15 protein-coding genes are annotated in these 15637 nt (G+C 62.0%); 6 read left to right on the top strand and 9 right to left on the bottom strand.

The genetic code is table 11. The features are described from left to right. Window positions 1-93: 93 nt before the first annotated feature. Window positions 94-1155, top strand: coding sequence for a rod shape-determining protein RodA (rodA, locus tag IT350_16060; protein MCC6159566.1), 1062 nt, complete (start codon window positions 94-96; stop codon window positions 1153-1155). A 9-nt stretch (window positions 1156-1164) separates the two neighbouring features. Here the strand turns inward: rodA and IT350_16055 are convergent, their stop codons facing one another. Next, window positions 1165-1641, bottom strand: a complete 477-nt coding sequence (locus IT350_16055; GenBank protein ID MCC6159565.1) for a hypothetical protein — start codon at window positions 1639-1641, stop codon at window positions 1165-1167. A 344-nt stretch (window positions 1642-1985) separates the two neighbouring features. On the opposite strand from IT350_16055, the gene IT350_16050 reads away from it, so the two are divergent. The 3 genes from IT350_16050 (at window position 1986) to IT350_16040 (ending at window position 7403) form a co-directional block, all read left to right on the top strand. Next, window positions 1986-2918: a hypothetical protein gene (locus tag IT350_16050; GenBank protein ID MCC6159564.1), complete on the top strand. Its 933-nt coding sequence runs from the start codon at window positions 1986-1988 to the stop codon at window positions 2916-2918. A gap of 192 nt (window positions 2919-3110) precedes the next feature. After that, window positions 3111-3641, top strand: coding sequence for a helix-turn-helix domain-containing protein (locus IT350_16045; protein ID MCC6159563.1), 531 nt, complete (start codon window positions 3111-3113; stop codon window positions 3639-3641). Window positions 3642-3869: 228 nt separating this feature from the next. After that, window positions 3870-7403, top strand: a complete 3534-nt coding sequence (locus IT350_16040) for a PAS domain S-box protein (protein MCC6159562.1) — start codon at window positions 3870-3872, stop codon at window positions 7401-7403. A gap of 3 nt (window positions 7404-7406) precedes the next feature. Here IT350_16040 and IT350_16035 read toward each other — a convergent pair whose 3' ends face one another. After that, on the bottom strand, window positions 7407-7796 hold the full coding sequence (locus tag IT350_16035; GenBank protein MCC6159561.1) for a response regulator: 390 nt from the start codon (window positions 7794-7796) through the stop codon (window positions 7407-7409). Window positions 7797-8055: 259 nt separating this feature from the next. Here IT350_16035 and crcB point away from each other — a divergent pair, with 259 nt between their 5' ends. Together crcB and IT350_16025 are read left to right on the top strand one after the other, a co-directional pair. After that, the gene (gene crcB, locus IT350_16030; protein MCC6159560.1) at window positions 8056-8445 is read left to right on the top strand and encodes a fluoride efflux transporter CrcB; all 390 of its coding nucleotides are present in this window, start codon (window positions 8056-8058) and stop codon (window positions 8443-8445) included. 14 nt (window positions 8446-8459) lie between these two features. Beyond that, entirely contained in the window at window positions 8460-8816 is a 357-nt protein-coding gene (locus IT350_16025; protein ID MCC6159559.1) for a DUF190 domain-containing protein, read from the top strand. A 35-nt stretch (window positions 8817-8851) separates the two neighbouring features. On the opposite strand, the gene IT350_16020 is transcribed toward IT350_16025, so the two are convergent. The 7 genes from IT350_16020 to IT350_15990 all read right to left on the bottom strand — a co-directional run bounded on the left by IT350_16020 (window position 8852) and on the right by IT350_15990 (window position 15565). Then, complete coding sequence (locus IT350_16020) at window positions 8852-10438, bottom strand: response regulator (GenBank protein MCC6159558.1); 1587 nt, start codon at window positions 10436-10438, stop codon at window positions 8852-8854. Window positions 10439-10441: 3 nt separating this feature from the next. Further along, a complete protein-coding gene (locus IT350_16015) occupies window positions 10442-11140 on the bottom strand; it encodes a response regulator (GenBank protein ID MCC6159557.1) in 699 nt (232 codons plus the stop codon). A 63-nt stretch (window positions 11141-11203) separates the two neighbouring features. Continuing rightward, window positions 11204-11428: a hypothetical protein gene (locus IT350_16010; protein MCC6159556.1), complete on the bottom strand. Its 225-nt coding sequence runs from the start codon at window positions 11426-11428 to the stop codon at window positions 11204-11206. Between the two features lie 103 nt (window positions 11429-11531). Beyond that, window positions 11532-12158 carry a hypothetical protein gene (locus tag IT350_16005; protein ID MCC6159555.1) on the bottom strand — a complete coding sequence of 209 codons (627 nt, stop codon included), beginning with the start codon at window positions 12156-12158 and terminating at the stop codon, window positions 11532-11534. Next, a complete protein-coding gene (locus IT350_16000) occupies window positions 12155-13471 on the bottom strand; it encodes a response regulator (protein ID MCC6159554.1) in 1317 nt (438 codons plus the stop codon). Before IT350_16000 ends, IT350_16005 begins: the two co-directional genes overlap by 4 nt. Continuing rightward, a complete protein-coding gene (locus IT350_15995) occupies window positions 13468-14439 on the bottom strand; it encodes an NAD-dependent epimerase/dehydratase family protein (GenBank protein ID MCC6159553.1) in 972 nt (323 codons plus the stop codon). Before IT350_15995 ends, IT350_16000 begins: the two co-directional genes overlap by 4 nt. Next, window positions 14429-15565 (bottom strand): SDR family NAD(P)-dependent oxidoreductase, encoded by a 1137-nt coding sequence (locus tag IT350_15990; protein MCC6159552.1) that lies wholly within the window; start codon window positions 15563-15565, stop codon window positions 14429-14431. Before IT350_15990 ends, IT350_15995 begins: the two co-directional genes overlap by 11 nt. Between the last annotated feature and the right edge of the window lie 72 nt (window positions 15566-15637).

The raw sequence follows: 15637 nt of genomic DNA, 5'->3' as shown, positions 1-15637 counted from the left end.
CCGCTGCTGCGTAAACCCAAGGGCACGCACTTCTTCAATCAGCCCTTCCAGAGCCGCGTGAACCGCAGCGTCGGCGCGCGCCTGGATTTTGCGATGGCCTTCGTCATTCTGCTCATCATCGGCCTCGGGCTGCTCAACCTCTATTCCTCCGTCGAGAGCTCGCCGGCGAAATCGGGGCTCTTCACCACGCAGGTCCAGTGGTACGTGATTTGTTGTCTCGCGATGATCGTCGTCTTCGCGATCAACTACCACTTCTATGACGCGGCCGCGTACTGGCTTTACGGTGCCGCCGTCGTGCTTCTGATTCTCGTGCTCCTCGTCGGAAAAACGGCGAAGGGTTCGTCGCGCTGGATCGAGCTCGGATTCTTCTCGTTTCAACCGTCCGAGTTATCGAAGATCGCCTTCGCGCTGTGCCTGGCGAGGTACTTCTCGCAATACCCGAAGACCGAAGGCTATCGGCTCGGCGATCTGGCGATTCCCTTCGGCCTTCTCGCGGCGCCCACGATCCTGATGTTGATGCAGCCCGATCTGGGAACCGCCATGTTGCACGTGCTCATCTTCGCCAGCGTTTGCGTCTTCGTGGGATTGCGCACGCGGACCCTGGTCGGCCTCGGATTTTCCGCGATCGCCGCCGCGCCGCTCATGTGGTTTTTCGGACTGAAGGACTACCAGCGCCTGCGCGTGCTCACCCTGCTCGATCCGGAAAGTGACCCGCTGGGCAGCGGTTACCATATCCGCCAGTCGCTCATCGCCATCGGCAGCGGGCGGTTCATCGGCAAAGGCTACCTGCACGGCACGCAGACCCGGCTTCAGTTCCTTCCCGAACAGCACACCGATTTCATCTTCAGCGTGCTCTCGGAAGAATGGGGTTTTCTGGGCGCGGCATTCGTGCTGATCCTGTTTTTCGCCCTGATCGTGTGGGGCGTTTCCGTCGCGGCGAGATCGAAGGACAATTTCGGATCGATCCTCGCCTTCGGGATGGTCTCGATCCTGTTCTGGCACGTGTTCATCAACGTGGGGATGGCGCTGGGGATCATGCCTGTCGTGGGCGTCGTGCTGCCGTTTTTTTCCTACGGGCGAACGGCGATCTTCACGATGCTTGTCGCCGTGACGCTGCTGCTCAACATCAACAGCCGCAGGTCGATGTTCGAGTGAGCGCCTGACTCAGTCGTTCGCAACGTCGATCGTCGTCGAAACGTCCTCCTCGGACCCCGGGCCGCACGCGTCGGTCAGCGCCATGCGGACTTCGTGCGTGCCGGACTGGAGCCGGATGTCGAAGCCGAGCACCGTATCGGGGAAGAAACCGGAGCACCCGATGTTGTCGCGAATGAGAACCATCGGACGGTACTCTTCGCCGTCCACGGACGCCCAGATCTGCCCGTTGCCGAGATTGCAGTCCTTGTCCTGAAAATCGAGTGCGATGCCGATCTTCTCGTTCACCGAGAACTCCGTGTCCTCGTCGACCAACTCGCCGCCCGTTACCAGGTAAGGACCCGCGATCTGCGGCGCACGGTTTCCGTCGCAATCGTTCTCCTCGTCGTCCGATTCAGCGTCCACGGTGCAGGCCGTAAACGCCGCCAACAGCGACGACGCCGCCAACAGCAACAACATCGACAACCAGGACACGTCACGCCCGCGCATTTGACCGATCCCCTTCATTCGTTGGGGGATCTTAAGTCAAACGTCGGTTCCGCGACAAGCCGGTTTGAACGGCCATGAGCGAAGCGATAGCGACGTCGGGGGAATCAGCGGCATGGCTGTCCCCCTCAAGCCGGTCGACCCTGTCGTGCGGGCACGTGCGACCAAGCGACACGATCGTGCCATCGCGCTCTTCGACCATCACCGGATTGACCGGACGAAAGCCGTGGCGTATCGATACTGAACGCATTCGACGTTCCGATTCGAGGGAATTAACGGAGCGTTTCCGATGCAATGCGGTTCGATGTCGCCGTGCGTTGGTCCCGTCATGAATGACCGAGTTCCCAATGGAGCCCACGATGATCCCCAAGGTGATATCTGTGATCCTCGCGACGATTGTCGTCCTGACGTGCGCTTTCGCCGTCGCGTGCGTGAGCGGTGACGACGATGACGACGACGACAAACTCGATGACGATGACGCGGGCGAACTTGGGGACGACGACGACACCTGGGCGCCTCTTCCGCCGCCCGAGGAAGCGTTGGGACCGACGAAGTACCCCCTTGTCATCGCGCACGGATTCATGGGCTGGGGATACCTGGGACCCCTGTCGAACTTCTATCTCGTTGCGGACACCTACGCGGCATTCGGCTACGACGTCTTCGAGCCGTGGGTCAGCTCGATCAACACCATGGAAACGCGAGCGAACCAACTCGCGAACAAGATCGACGCGCGTTATCCGGGCCGGAAAATCAACATCATCGCGCACAGCCAGGGCGGTCTCGACGCCCGGTATCTGATCTCCACCCTCGGTTGGGGCGACCGCGTCGCATGCCTTGTCACGCTCTCGACGCCGCATCAGGGTGCGTCGATCGCCGACTTCGCGACGGGAATCCTGCCCGACGTCGCCCAGGATGCGGCCGACGCGGTGCTCGAACTGCTCGGCATGGACTGGGAAGGCGTGGTTCAGGTGACGCGCCCCTACGTGCGCGACGTCTTCAATCCCGCGAATCCCGACGACGAGCGCGTGAAGTATTTTTCGTTCCACGGAAACGGCGAGGAGATTTTCGCGCCGCTCGAAATCACGCACGCGATCATCGCGTCGATGGAAGGCTGCAACGACGGCATTATCGGCTGCGATTCCGCCACGTACGGGGAGAACCTCGGCGCGCTGCCGACCGATCATTTCGGCATCGTCGGACATCCGCTTGGGTTCATCGATTTCCCCTACATGGACTTCTATCTCGATCTCGCGGCCTTCCTGCGAGAGAGCGGTTGCTAGGGTGATCCGGTCCATGCTGAATCGGCGATTCGAAATCCTCCCAAATTGACTGGGCCAATTTTCGTGAGCTAACCCTCAAATAAATCTATAACTGATTATTTTCGCTAACGAATTCTTAACCGCACATCGATGGCTTTCATCATAAACAACGGTTCAAAAGTAGGATACAGAGGGACAAAGAGGAGAGCCGCAATGGAACGACGCGTCAAACCGGACTCGTACGATTTTTCGGTGCTGCGTGAATTGCGCAGCCGACGTCGCGTGACCCTCGAGTCGCTCTCGGATGCGACTGGAATCAGTTTCTCGACGCTCACCCGCATCGAAACGAATCAGAATCAACCCAGCCTTTCGACGCTTTCGGCGCTCGCGACGTATTTTGGGATGCGTCCCGCGCAGTTGCTGGAGATCGCCACGCCGAGGACGCACCAGGTGACCGAGTCGCCCGAGGACTTCACCGACGGCAGTTCGCGATTCGTCGGATGGCCCGACCTCGAACTGCGGCTTTTTCGCCGAGCGCCGGGCGAAGGGCTCAATTTCGCGCCGCCGGTCGGGACCTCTCAAATCGCCTGGGTTTTGAACGGTCGACTGCGCGCGCGGGTGCTCGGCCAGGACCACGAATTGCCGGCCGGCAACGCCCTTCGCTTCGACGCCTCGGAAGACAGCGAGATGAAATTCGTCGAGGACACCGAATTCATCTGCCTCACATGGCCCAAGGCGCGCTAGTCGCCCGATTTCTCACCGGTTGTCGCGACCGACGTGTCCGCCGGCTCGCTCCCGGGTTCCTCCCGGTTTGTCCCACCTCATCGATGGCGTTGCATCGATCAGGCTCACCCATTATCAATGACCTTGATTGCGTTTGAGCGTGGCGTGTCAGTTTCTTGATGCGGCCCACGAGGCGATGAGTTGAAGCGCCCGCGACATGCAACCGGTCGCGTATGACGTGGAGATGGAATGAATTCAGATCCAGACGCGGATCAAACAGTCTTCGCGAAATTCGAGGAACTTCGCGGGCGTATCCGAGAACTCGAGCAGCGGCTGGAACAGCGCGACGAGCGGATCAAGGCGCAGAGCTTCGACTCGCAGACCCTGTGGTCCCTCGTCGAGGCGCTGGACGAGGGCGTGCTCGAAATTCGATCGGGGACGTGTGTCCGCGCGAACTCGGCCGCCGCACGAATGCTTGGAGCGCTTTCGGGCAACGCGCTGGTCGGCACACCCAAGGCGGAGTTGCTGCGTTTCGATGGCGCGGAATCCTCGCCGGCGGAGCAGGCCGATTCTTCGACCCGGCGGAGGCTTGCGCGGGACCATGGATCGCACGTCACCGTCGTCGCCCGTCCGATCCTCCTGCCCCAGGTGCCGCCAGAATCCGAATTCTGGCTGCTGGACAATGAAGAGCCGCTCGAGGAACTGCGCCGCGCCTGCGATCTGTGGGCCGCGCGGTATCGCGGCGTGACGAGCGCTCTGTTCGAGGGCATGTGCATCTTCAAGGACGGTCGCATCCTCGAAGTGAATCCCGCCCTGTGCGCGATGTTCGGCTACGCCGCCAAAGAAGCGATCGGCACGGATCCGTTACGGTATTTTCCCGCGGACGTTCACGAAGACCTGCGCGCGAAAGCCATGGCAGACTCGCCCCGCCCTTGCATTACGCGCGCGAAGCGGAAGGACGGAACGCTGTTCCATGTGGAAATCTCGGGACGGCGTGCACCGTTCATGCATGCGGACTGGTCGTTCGTCGTGATCCGAGACGTGAACGACATGGTTCTTGCGCGGGCGCGTCTTCAGGAGACGCTCGACAACCTTGAAGCCGAGGTTCGGCGACGGACCGACGAACTGACGGGCGCCAACGAGACGCTCCGCCAGGAAATCGAGCGGCATCACGAGTCGACTCGCCACCTTCGCCACGAGCAGAACCTCGTGAAGGCGCTGCTCGACAACGCGCCGTTCGCGATCTCCTTCAAGGATGTGCATGGCCGATACGTGCGCGTCAATTCCGCGCAGGCCCATTGGCTGGGAATCGAGGACGGCCATGAAGCGCTCGGGCGAACCGACGCCGATTTCGTGCCCGCCCCGACGGCGGCGCGCATCCGGAAGAACGAAGAACTGATCCTGCAAACCGGCGACGCCAAGATCGACGCGATCGAGCGGGGACAATTCGGAGGAAAAGAGACCGTCTGGCTCGCCACGACGGTGCTTCCGTGGCACGACAGCCATGGAAAAATGGTCGGGACGATTTCCATCTCGCGGGATGTTTCCGCGGTGAAAAAAGCCGAGGACGCCCTGCGCGCGTCCGAGGAACGTTTTCGCACGCTCGCGGAAAATTCCCGCGACACGATCATGCGTTTCGACCGGGAATGCCGACACCTCTACGTGAACTCCGTCGTCGAGGAGCAAACGGGAATCGCGCCGGGACTTTTCATTGGGAGGACGCACTCGGATCTGGGATTTCCCGCCGACCTCGTGAACGTCTGGGAAGATGCGATTCGCGCAACGTTCCGAAAAGGCGACACGCAGCGCGTCGAATTCCGGCTCCCGTCGGGGATCTGGATCGACTGGCTGTTGATGCCCGAGATCGACTCCGCCGGGCGCGTCCAGACCGTCCTGGCTTCCGCCCGCAACATCACCGATTCGAGGGAATCGCTCTCCCGCATCGCTCGGTCCGAATCGTTTCTGCGCGCCCTCATCGAAAATCTTCCCGATTTCATCGGCGTCCTCGACGAGAACGACCGGTACATCTACCTCAACCGCGTTGCGGCGCCCGACGCGAAAATCGAGGACGTTTTGGGAAAGCCCGTCGGCGTTTTCACCCGCCCGGGGGATCGGCCCATTCTCGATGCCGCCCTGGCGAGCGCGAAATCCGGCGTCGCCGCGCACTTCGAAATCGAAACTCGAATCGGCGATGTCGAACAGTCGTGGCTCAGCCGCTTCATCCCGTTCTCGCAGGACGGACAGGCGCGCGTCATGATCATCTCCACGGACGTGACGGCCGAACGAAACGCCCGCATCGCGCAAGCGGAGAGCGAAACCCGGTTCCGTTCGCTCGTCGAAAATTCTCCCGATCATGTCGTCATCGCGGACGGCGAAATGCGTCTCCAGTTCGTCAACGCGGGCGAACTCGCGAGCACGACCGATGTTCTCGGGCAGTCGATCGAACGATATATCGATGAGGCGGACCGGCCGGCCGCGATCGCCGCGTTCCGCGAAACGTTTGAGAACGGCGTCGCGCGCGAACTCGAACTGCGCGCTATCATGCGGGACGGAACCGGGGGCTGGTACCTGGCGCGCATGGCGCCGATGAAGAACAACGATACGGTGACGGGCGTGGTCATTCTGCTGACGGATATCCGCGAAACCAAATCGCGCGAAGCCGACCTGCGGACCTTTCAGCGCGCGGTCGAGCAGTCGTTGCACGGCATCGCCGTCGTCGGGCTCGACGGACGGATCTCGTTCTCGAATCCCGCGTGGGACCGGATGCACGGATTCGAACCGGGAGCACTGGCCGACGTGAATATCCGTCGCCTGCACACGACCGATCAATGGAACGACGAAGTCCTACCGTTCCTCCACGTGGTGAACGACACGGGAGCCCATACCGGGGAACTCGGTCGCGTCCGGGAGGGTGACGGCGCATTTCCGTCGCTCACCACGATCTCCAACGTCCTCGGGGCGGACGGAGAACCCGTCGCGAGAATCGTCATCGCCCAGGACGACACCGAGCGAAGAGCGACGCTCGAAGATCTGCGAAGCGCGTTCGCAAAGGCGCGCGAAGCCGACCTGCTCAAGGGCCGATTCCTCGCGAACATGAGTCACGAACTGCGCACGCCGCTCAACGCCGTAATCGGCCTGGTCGAGGTGTTGGAACTCGAACCCGGGATGAACGTCGAGAAGCGGAGTCACTACACGACGCTCATCCGCCGGGCCGCTCAGTCACTCCTGTTGATCGTGAACAATCTGCTGAAACTCTCGAAAATCGAAGCCGGGAAGTACACGCCCGAGCCGACGCGGTTTCCCCTGCGCGGTCTCGTCGAGGATATCTTCGCGAGGTACGAACCGCAGGCGTCGGCCAAGTCGTTGGGGTTCAGCCTCGACTTCGGGCCGGGCGTTCCGGAAGATGTCGAAGGCGATCCCGTGATGCTGGAGCTGGTTTTGAACAACCTGATCGGCAACGCCATCAAATTCACGGGAACGGGCGGCGTGACCCTTGCCGTGAGCCGCGCGGAGTCCGGCGAAGAGCGCATGCGTTTCGAGATCGTCGACACGGGAATCGGCATCGCCGCGGAACACCTGCCGCACATCTTCGACGCGTTCTACCAGGCCGACGACTCCACCACGCGCGCGTACCAGGGCACCGGGCTCGGACTCGCGATCACGCGGGAGTTCGTGGAACTCATGGGCGGGGCGATCACCGCCCGAAGCGAAGAGGGCCGCGGCAGCCGATTCGCCTTCGAGATCGACCTGGATTCGCCGAACAACGGCGGCGCGGAAAACTGAACGTCAGGTCGGCTTGCGTTCGGCGGCGACGCGGTCGAGCAACGCCGCGATCTGCGACGAGTTAACCGGTTTCGACAGCACTTCCTGCGCGCCAAGATCGAGAAATCCCTTCTCGTTGATCCGATCGACGTACGCCGAGATCACGGCGATGTGGCAACCCCGGCAGGTGTCGAGCGTCCTGAGGGTCGAGATGAACTCGCGACCGTCGAGTTTGGGCATCATGTAATCAAGCAGAATCAGATCGGGCTGGAAATCCTGCACCCGGACGAGGGCTTCGTATCCGTTCCAGCACCACTCCACGCGCGCCTGCGGACGATGATGATGCACGAATTGCTGAAGGATCTCCGCAGCGACCTCGTCGTCCTCGACGATCAACACCGATGGTTCCTTCATGGCGTACCCCTCAGGTCAAATTCCAATACGTGTTGACCCGCTCGCCGATCATCCCGCGTCAATGCATTCGCAACAACGTCAGTGTAGGAACTTGCGACCGTTCGTGCAAGTGGAAAGTGTGTTGACACCGCGCATGACGCACACGAGCATGCCCGCTCGCGGCTTCGGAACCGCGGCGGGAGTCGGTGCGATCGAGTCGCCGGTCGTCCGTACGAGGGGGTGAACACCCCGAATATTTACCATTGGCGGGAAGGACGCGATGCGCATCTGGCTCCTGATTGGGGGATTCGGCGCCTTGGGCGCGATCGGACGCTACGCGATGAGCGGTGCGGTCTATCGGATCTTCGGAACGTCGTTCGCCCACGGCACGCTGGCGGTCAACGTGCTGGGGTCTTTCCTGCTCGGCGCCATCATGGAAATCAGCCTCGGCAGCACGTGGATTTCCGCAGAATGGCGATCGGCGATCGGGATCGGATTCATCGGCGCGTTCACGACGTTTTCGACCTTCAGCTATGAAACGTGGAAATACCTCGAGGACGGCGACTGGTGGCGCGCGGGCGCGAATGTCGGTCTCAACGTCGTGCTGTGCCTGATGGCCTGCGCGGCGGCGGTTCACCTGTCACGATTCCTTTTGGGAGGCGGGAGATGACCGAAACTCGCACGTTGAGGCGGCTGACCGGGACACAGACGTTGATGCGCATCTTCATCGGCGAGGACGACCGTGCGGGTCGCAAGTCGCTCTGCCTGGAAATCGTCGAATTGCTGCGCAAAGAAAAAATCGCCGGCGCGACGGTGCTGCGCGGGATCCTGGGCTTCGGAGCGAAGAGCCACCTGCACACCGGGCACCTGCTTCGCCTCTCGCAGGATCTGCCGATCGTGATCGAGGTCGTCGACAGCCGAGAAAACATCGACCGCGTCCTGCCGCGCCTCGACGCCCTGATGGGCGAGGGTCTCGTGACGCTCGAAAACGTCACGGTCCTCCGGTATGCGCCCGGCGAAAGCGTGGAAAATAATTCCTGAACGGTTCGACCGGCGGGATCCGGGGTTGCGCGGTCTTATGACGCCGCGCGAAGCCGCTGCGTGAGGATCGATTCCTTGTCGAGCCCCGCGTTCATCCGTTCGAGGAGATCGTGCGCGTGACGACGGCAGAGCGACTCGAACGCCGCGACGACGTTCGGATCGAATTGACGGCCCGCGTAACGCACCACCTCTCCGAGCGCCACATCGTGCTTGAGCCCGAGGCGATAAACACGATCGGAGGTCATGGCGTCGTACGAGTCCGCGAGCGTGAGCACCCGCGCCAGAAACGGGATGTCCTTGCCCGCCAGGCCGTCGGGATATCCGCGCCCGTCCCAGCGCTCGTGATGATGGCGGATGATCGCACGTTCGTCGGGCAACATGCCGAGCGGTTCGAGAATGCGCTCCCCGATGATGGGATGCGCCTTGATCGCCTCGAATTCCTCCGGCGTCAGAGAGCCCTTTTTTTGCAGGATGGCGTCGGACACGCCGATCTTGCCGATGTCGTGCAGAAGACCCGCGAAACGCAGAACTTCGAGGTCCGCCTGCGAAACGCCCATCTCGCGCCCGACCAGCATCGCGAGGTTCGTGACCCGGTCGGAGTGAAAGCGCGTGTAGGTGTCCTTCGCCTCGAGCGTGCGCACGAGCGAGGTCAACGTCGATACGAGGTTTGACTGAATGGTGTCGTAGAGCGCGGCCCGTTCGATCATCACGGCCGCTTTTTTCAGGATCGTCCGGACGAACCCGAGATCCGGCTCCCCGAAGGACGCATCGCCGAATTTCCCCTCGACGCACAGGACACCGAACGCCTCGCCACGCACGAACAACGGAGCGAGAACGGCGGAGGACGGCGGACGCTCCGGAGTGACGAGGAGGGTTTCGAGCATCGCCAAACCCATCGGGTCCGAAAACCGTTTGGGATCGTGCGGCTTGCGCATCAGATCGACGAACACGCCCGGTGCCCGGACTCGGGGGACTCGGGCGGACACCGCGCCCGAAGGATACACGGAATGCAGCACAAGCGTGCGCGTATCGGCTTCCCAGAGGTACGCCGACGCCGATCGGGCGTCGCACGACTGCGCGGCGAGTCGCGCCATGCGCGTAAAAACCGGCTCGACGCCTTCGACCTCGTCGAGCGATTCGTTGATCGAGTAGAGGGTCGACAGTTCGCGCACCTTGTCGCGCAGCCGGCCTTCGAGGTGCTCGACATCCACGTCCCGGGGACGGCCGGCGCGACTCTCCCGACGCTCCACCAATCTGCGGACGATGCTTTCGAGGTAATCGAACTGGAACGGTTTCGTGACAAAGTCCGAGGCGCCGTTTTTCATGGCGTCCACGGCGATCGACGTGTCGCCGTAGCCCGTCACCATGACGACGTCGAGATCGGGGCGCTCCGACTTGGCTTTTTCGAGAAACGCGATGCCGCCCATGTCGGGCATCATGATGTCGGAGATCGCCAGATCGAATCGACCCGCGCGGAGCGTTTCAAGTCCGACGCGACCGTTTTCCGCGGTCTCGACTTCATAACCGATCTGTTCGAGATAGCGCGCGAGCGCATTGCGGATGGGGACCTCGTCTTCCAAAATCAGAATCCGAGACCGGGGTTTGGCCCCATCGATTTTCATGATTTACGACCCGACGGCTTTGGAACGAGAAGAGCCCGCATCCGATCGAACGAATTGTCGATTCAGGGTGGAGGAAACGGCTTCGAGCCTGTCGGTCAGCTCAGCCTCATTTTTTTTTTGAAGTTCGCCGGTCGCGAGAATCGGAGCCGTGGCTCCGCGCAGCGTGCGCACGCTTTGGATCTTGTCGAAAATCTCCTTCTGCCGCGCCGCGAGTTCGCGGTCGACCTCGCTGGCGGCTGACACCTGCCGCTTCATCAGGTCGTCGATTTGCCGGTAGGCTTTTTCGAGGCTTTCGAGCAGCGACTTGTTTTCATCGACCAAGCGACGACGCTCAAGCGCGTTGGAGACGGTCAGCCGAATCTCCTCGAGCTGAAATGGCTTGGTGATGTAGTCGTACGCCCCTTCCTTGATGGCGGCGAGCGCGGAATCGAGCGACGCGTACCCCGTCACAAGGATCACGGCCACGTCGGGGTCGGTACGACGCGCGGCGCGAAGCACCTCGAGCCCGCCGGCCCGCGGCATCATCAGGTCGGTCAAAATGACGGCGTAGCGATGGCGGTCGAGCAGCTCGATCGCCTCCATGCCGTCGTTTGCGGTATCGACCTGAAACCCGTCGAGACTCAGGGTCTTGGCGAGGAGTTTGCAAAAAACATCCTCGTCGTCCGCGACCAGAGCCCGTTTGGGTTCCGTCTGTTCGGTCATACGTCAAGCCTCCCGGCTCAATCCATCTGTAAGCATCAACATAACGGCGACCGACGCCGATCGTCAGCGCGACTTTTTGATCAGTTCGTCGACGGACTGTTCGCGAAGGGCGCGAACGGCCGCTTCTCCGATGCGATCCGACAACCCGGCTTCGCGTCCTTCAGAGCTGATTTCCACGCGGTCGGCCCGTTGGGCGGCGCCACTCGACCCTGAACGCGGTTCGGAACGGGCGAGCGCCCGATGATACCGGCTCAGGAGGCTGTTGATGCTGACCGCGCTGATGGACAATCCGCCGTCCTTCCGTGGATTCGGTTCGTCAGTCTCTACATCGGCGGTTTGGAGAGATTTCTAAAGGGACCGGCGGGGAATTTTCGCGATTTCCGGCCAAATTTCAACCAGAACCGTCGGTTATCTCGTTCGCAAAACCGCCCACAAGTTTCTGAAACTGCTCGAAAATCTCGACGAACTCATATTCCACGGTATCGGCGAGCATGACCCAGTCCCCGTCCTGCTGAAACCCGACGGCGGCGCCGAGGCACTTTCGAAACTTCTCGAGCAGTTCCTCGACCGGTTCGAAGCGAAATTTCGGGTTATAGGCTTCGAGCTGACCGCGAAGTTCGGTCCAGTACTCCATCGTGGACTGGATGCGTTCCATCAATTTCCCGAAGAATTTCAGGGCATCGGGCATATTGCCGCCCCGCAATTTCTTCACGGCATCGACGCTGGCCTTCGCGATCACCTCGAAGGCGGCGCGTCCGTCCTCCAGCGCGTCCCGCAGGAGCACGGCCACCGACTCGGTGACCACGCGAAAAATCTTCGTGTCGTTGGGCAGGACGGACATGAGCCCGATTTCGTCCACCGCCGGGTCGATCCGTCGGTTGTCCACCTGAACCGCGATGATGATCCGATCCTCGGGAACCTGCCCCTGATCCTGAAGTCGGTCCAGAATGGTGTCGAGATTGAGCGGCGTGTCCCCGCCGGCCTCGCCCAGCAAACGATCATCCACGTACAATTTCATGACATCTCCCGCGAAGCCGCCCGGACGAGCGCGACCAACCGCCGCACATGCCCCAACACGGCCTCGATTTCAAAAGGTTTGGCGATGATTTCGATTCCTTGCCCGCCCGCGGAACCGGCGATTCGTTCCAGTTCATCGCCGACGGCGCCCGTCACCATGAGAAATGCGCAGTTCGGAATCTCTTTCCGAATCGCCGCACAGGTTTCGATTCCCGACATTCCCGGCATCTGCGCATCCACACTCACGAGTTCCGGCGCCAGATGGCGCGCTTTTTCCACGCCGGAGAATCCCGTCGAGGCTGTTTGCGTCTCGTACCCGTGCATTCCGAGCACGTGCGCCAGAAGATCCCGCACCATGCTTTCGTCGTCAACCACCAGGATCCGGCCTCCGGGCTCCGACTCCCCAGCGAATTCCTGATCGGGATCGATCGTCGCCGCGTCTCCCGCCGGACCAACCGGACACAACATCTCGAACGAAAGCCTTGCACCGTCCTGGTGTTCCCGAATGTCCCCGCCGATCTCCCGCAGCACGGCCCGGCCCGTCGCCAGCGAAATGCTTCTCGCCGCCGCGCCGTTCGGTTCCGCGGACAGGGAATCCGCCACTCGAATCAGGGCGAATCGACCCTCCACCCGGGCGGCGACCGACACGACGCCGCCACCCGCGTCCCGCAACCGCGCCCGCGCGTGGATGACAAGATTGAGCAGCACCTGCTGTGCGCGTCCGACATCGAGCACGATCTCGCCCGCGTCGTCGATCCGTGTGTCGACCTCGATATTCTCGTTACGCAGCCCGGCCTCGACCATCGTCAGGATCGGCGTCACGACTTCGGTCAATGTCGTCGGGTCCGACCGATCCATGGGTCGTCCCACGAATCCGAGCATCGCGCCGACGACGTCCCGGGCCCTCGTGGCCGATTGATAGACGGCCTGGATAGCCCGTCGGTAGTCCGCCGTCTCGCCCGTTTTTTCCGCGAGCTGCGCGTAACCGAGAAGCCCGCCCATCAGGTTGTTGAATTCATGCGCGATCCCGCCCGCGAGCATGGCGAGCGCCGCCATTTTTTCGGATTGCGATTGGGCGTGCGTCACCTCGGCGCCGCTCGTCTCGAGGGAACCGACAAGGAGATACCCGCCCTTTGCTTGCCCTTCGCCGGGAAGTGGAAATCGCGTCACGAGACCGTCCGGGGTCACGCCGGCCGACTTCCATGCGCCATTCGACGCCAAGACGCGAAACTCACGGTCCGTCACCGCGAGGGGAATCGGCAGTTCGTCCCAATCGCGCATGTATCCGGCCGAAGCGTGGGGACCCGTCGTCATGAAGTTCTCGCGAGGCGTGCGGCGATCCATTCGGATGTCCGCACGATCCCCTCGGCCAAATCCACGCACGGTGTGAACCCGAGCAGCGAACGCACGAATGACGCGTCGCAACGCAGCTTCATGATCTCGCTTTGCGGATGGATATGCGGAACGTGAACGATCGACGCACGGCCGGCGGAGACGAGGTCCGCAAGTTCGTTGATCGTCACGTCGGCGCCGCTCCCGGCGTTCAGTACGCGTCCCTCAGCCCTCGGATCGAATCCCGCCAGAACGATGAACCGTGCGCAATCCTCGACGTACAGGAAGTCCCGCGTCTGCGTCCCGTCGCCATAGATGCGTAGTTCGCTCCCACCGAGGGCGGCTTTGCAAAAGATGGCGATCACGCCGCCCTCGCCCGACGACTTCTGAAACGGTCCGTAGGTATTGAACGGGCGCAGCACCACAACCGGCAAACCGTATGCGTGGAAATACGACAGCGCCAAGTCTTCGCCCGCGAGCTTGGCGCCGGCGTAGGGCGATGCCGGTTTCACCGGGTCCGACTCGCGGATTCCGTCCGGCGAAATGCACCGGTCGTACACCATGCACGTGCTGGTGAAGACGAATCGGGCGCTGAATTCGCGGCACAGTTCGAGCAACTCGAACGTGCCCGCCACGTCGGCGTCGAAGACGTCGCGCGGATTGTCGATCGAATCCTGAACGTTGATCCGAGCGGCGAGATGAAACACCGTGGAGAATTCGTGCCGCGCGAACAACGCGCGCATCGTCGCCGTGTCCCGGATGTCGCCCTGGACGAACTCGACGAATCGCGGATGGTCGCGGAACTCCTCCAGATTCTCCGGCGAGCCGTTGGAAAGGTTGTCGAGAACGACGACCCCGTGCTCCGGCTCGGTTCGCCCCAGCAATTCGGCCACCACCCACCGGCCGATGAAACCCGCGCCGCCGGTGACGAGAATGCGACTACCCGGCATTCACGGACTCCATGAAATCTCCGGCGAACAGGTCCCCGGGCTGGAGCGGCTGCGTTGCGCGGACGCCGTGGAGCAGATTGGGATTTCGCAATGTGCCGTCCGACTCGAGGATCTTCAGAACGTCCGCGGCGCTCACCGCGTCTTCGGAACGGCTGGAATACGACCCGATGTGAAGCGGCGTCGCATCGGCCGGTTCGGGCCACGCCCCGCCGAGTTGCGGCAGGATGACAAGATAGTCTCCGATATCGAACGTGCGGGCCGATTCCTCTTCGGTGACGAGCTCCTCGTAGAGCTTTTCGCCCGCCCGCACACCAATCTCGCGCGTGGGGACCGGCGAGAGGTCGTACATCTTCGCGGTTTCGGCAATCAGAACCTCGGCCAAATCGAAGATGCGCACGACCGGCATTTTGCGCACGAAGATCTCGCCGCCGACGCCGTCGCGCAGGGTTGTGAGCAACAATTCGTTCGCCTCGCGAAAGCTGATGACGAATCGCGTCATGTCGCGGTGCGTGATCTCGATCGGCAGTCCCAGGCGGATGCGATTCACGAAGGTCGGAATGACCGATCCCGAGCTGCCCAGCACATTCCCGAAACGCACCGAGCAAAACCGCGTGCGTTTACGACCTTTGTGAAAATTGCCCGCGACCATGAGCTTTTCGGCCATCAGCTTGCTCGCGCCCATGGCGTTCGACGGATTCACCGCCTTGTCGCTGCTGGTGAAGATGACCGTCTCGATGTCGTGCATCAACGCGGCGTCGATGAGATGCTGCGTGCCGTTGATGTTGGTCTTGATCGCCTCGAAGGGGTTGTACTCGCAGCTCTCGACGTGTTTGAGTGCGGCGAGGTGGAAGACGATGTCGACATTTTCGAGCGCGCGGTCGAGACGCGGTCGATCGCGGACGTCGCCGATCAGGAACCGGACCTGTTTCTCGAAGTGGCGGAATTCCTCGCGCAGGTAGAACTGCTTTTGTTCGTCCCGCGAAAAGACGCGCACGACGCCGGGTGAAAGCGAGAGCAGCGCCTTGATCAATTCGTAGCCGACGGTACCGGTTCCTCCCGTGACGAGGATGTTCTTTCCGTCGACAGCGGACCGGAACGCCTCGTACGGATTCGGCTTTTCCCCCATCTTCCGCACTCCCATTCGTTTTCGATTCTCGAAACGCCGATCCGCCCAACCCGATCGGCGACTCAGTATGCG

It is taken from the genome of Deltaproteobacteria bacterium, from assembly GCA_020845895.1.
Lineage (GTDB): Bacteria > Lernaellota > Lernaellaia > JACKCT01 > JACKCT01 > JADLEX01.
This window is presented reverse-complemented; position numbering and strand designations above follow the sequence as displayed.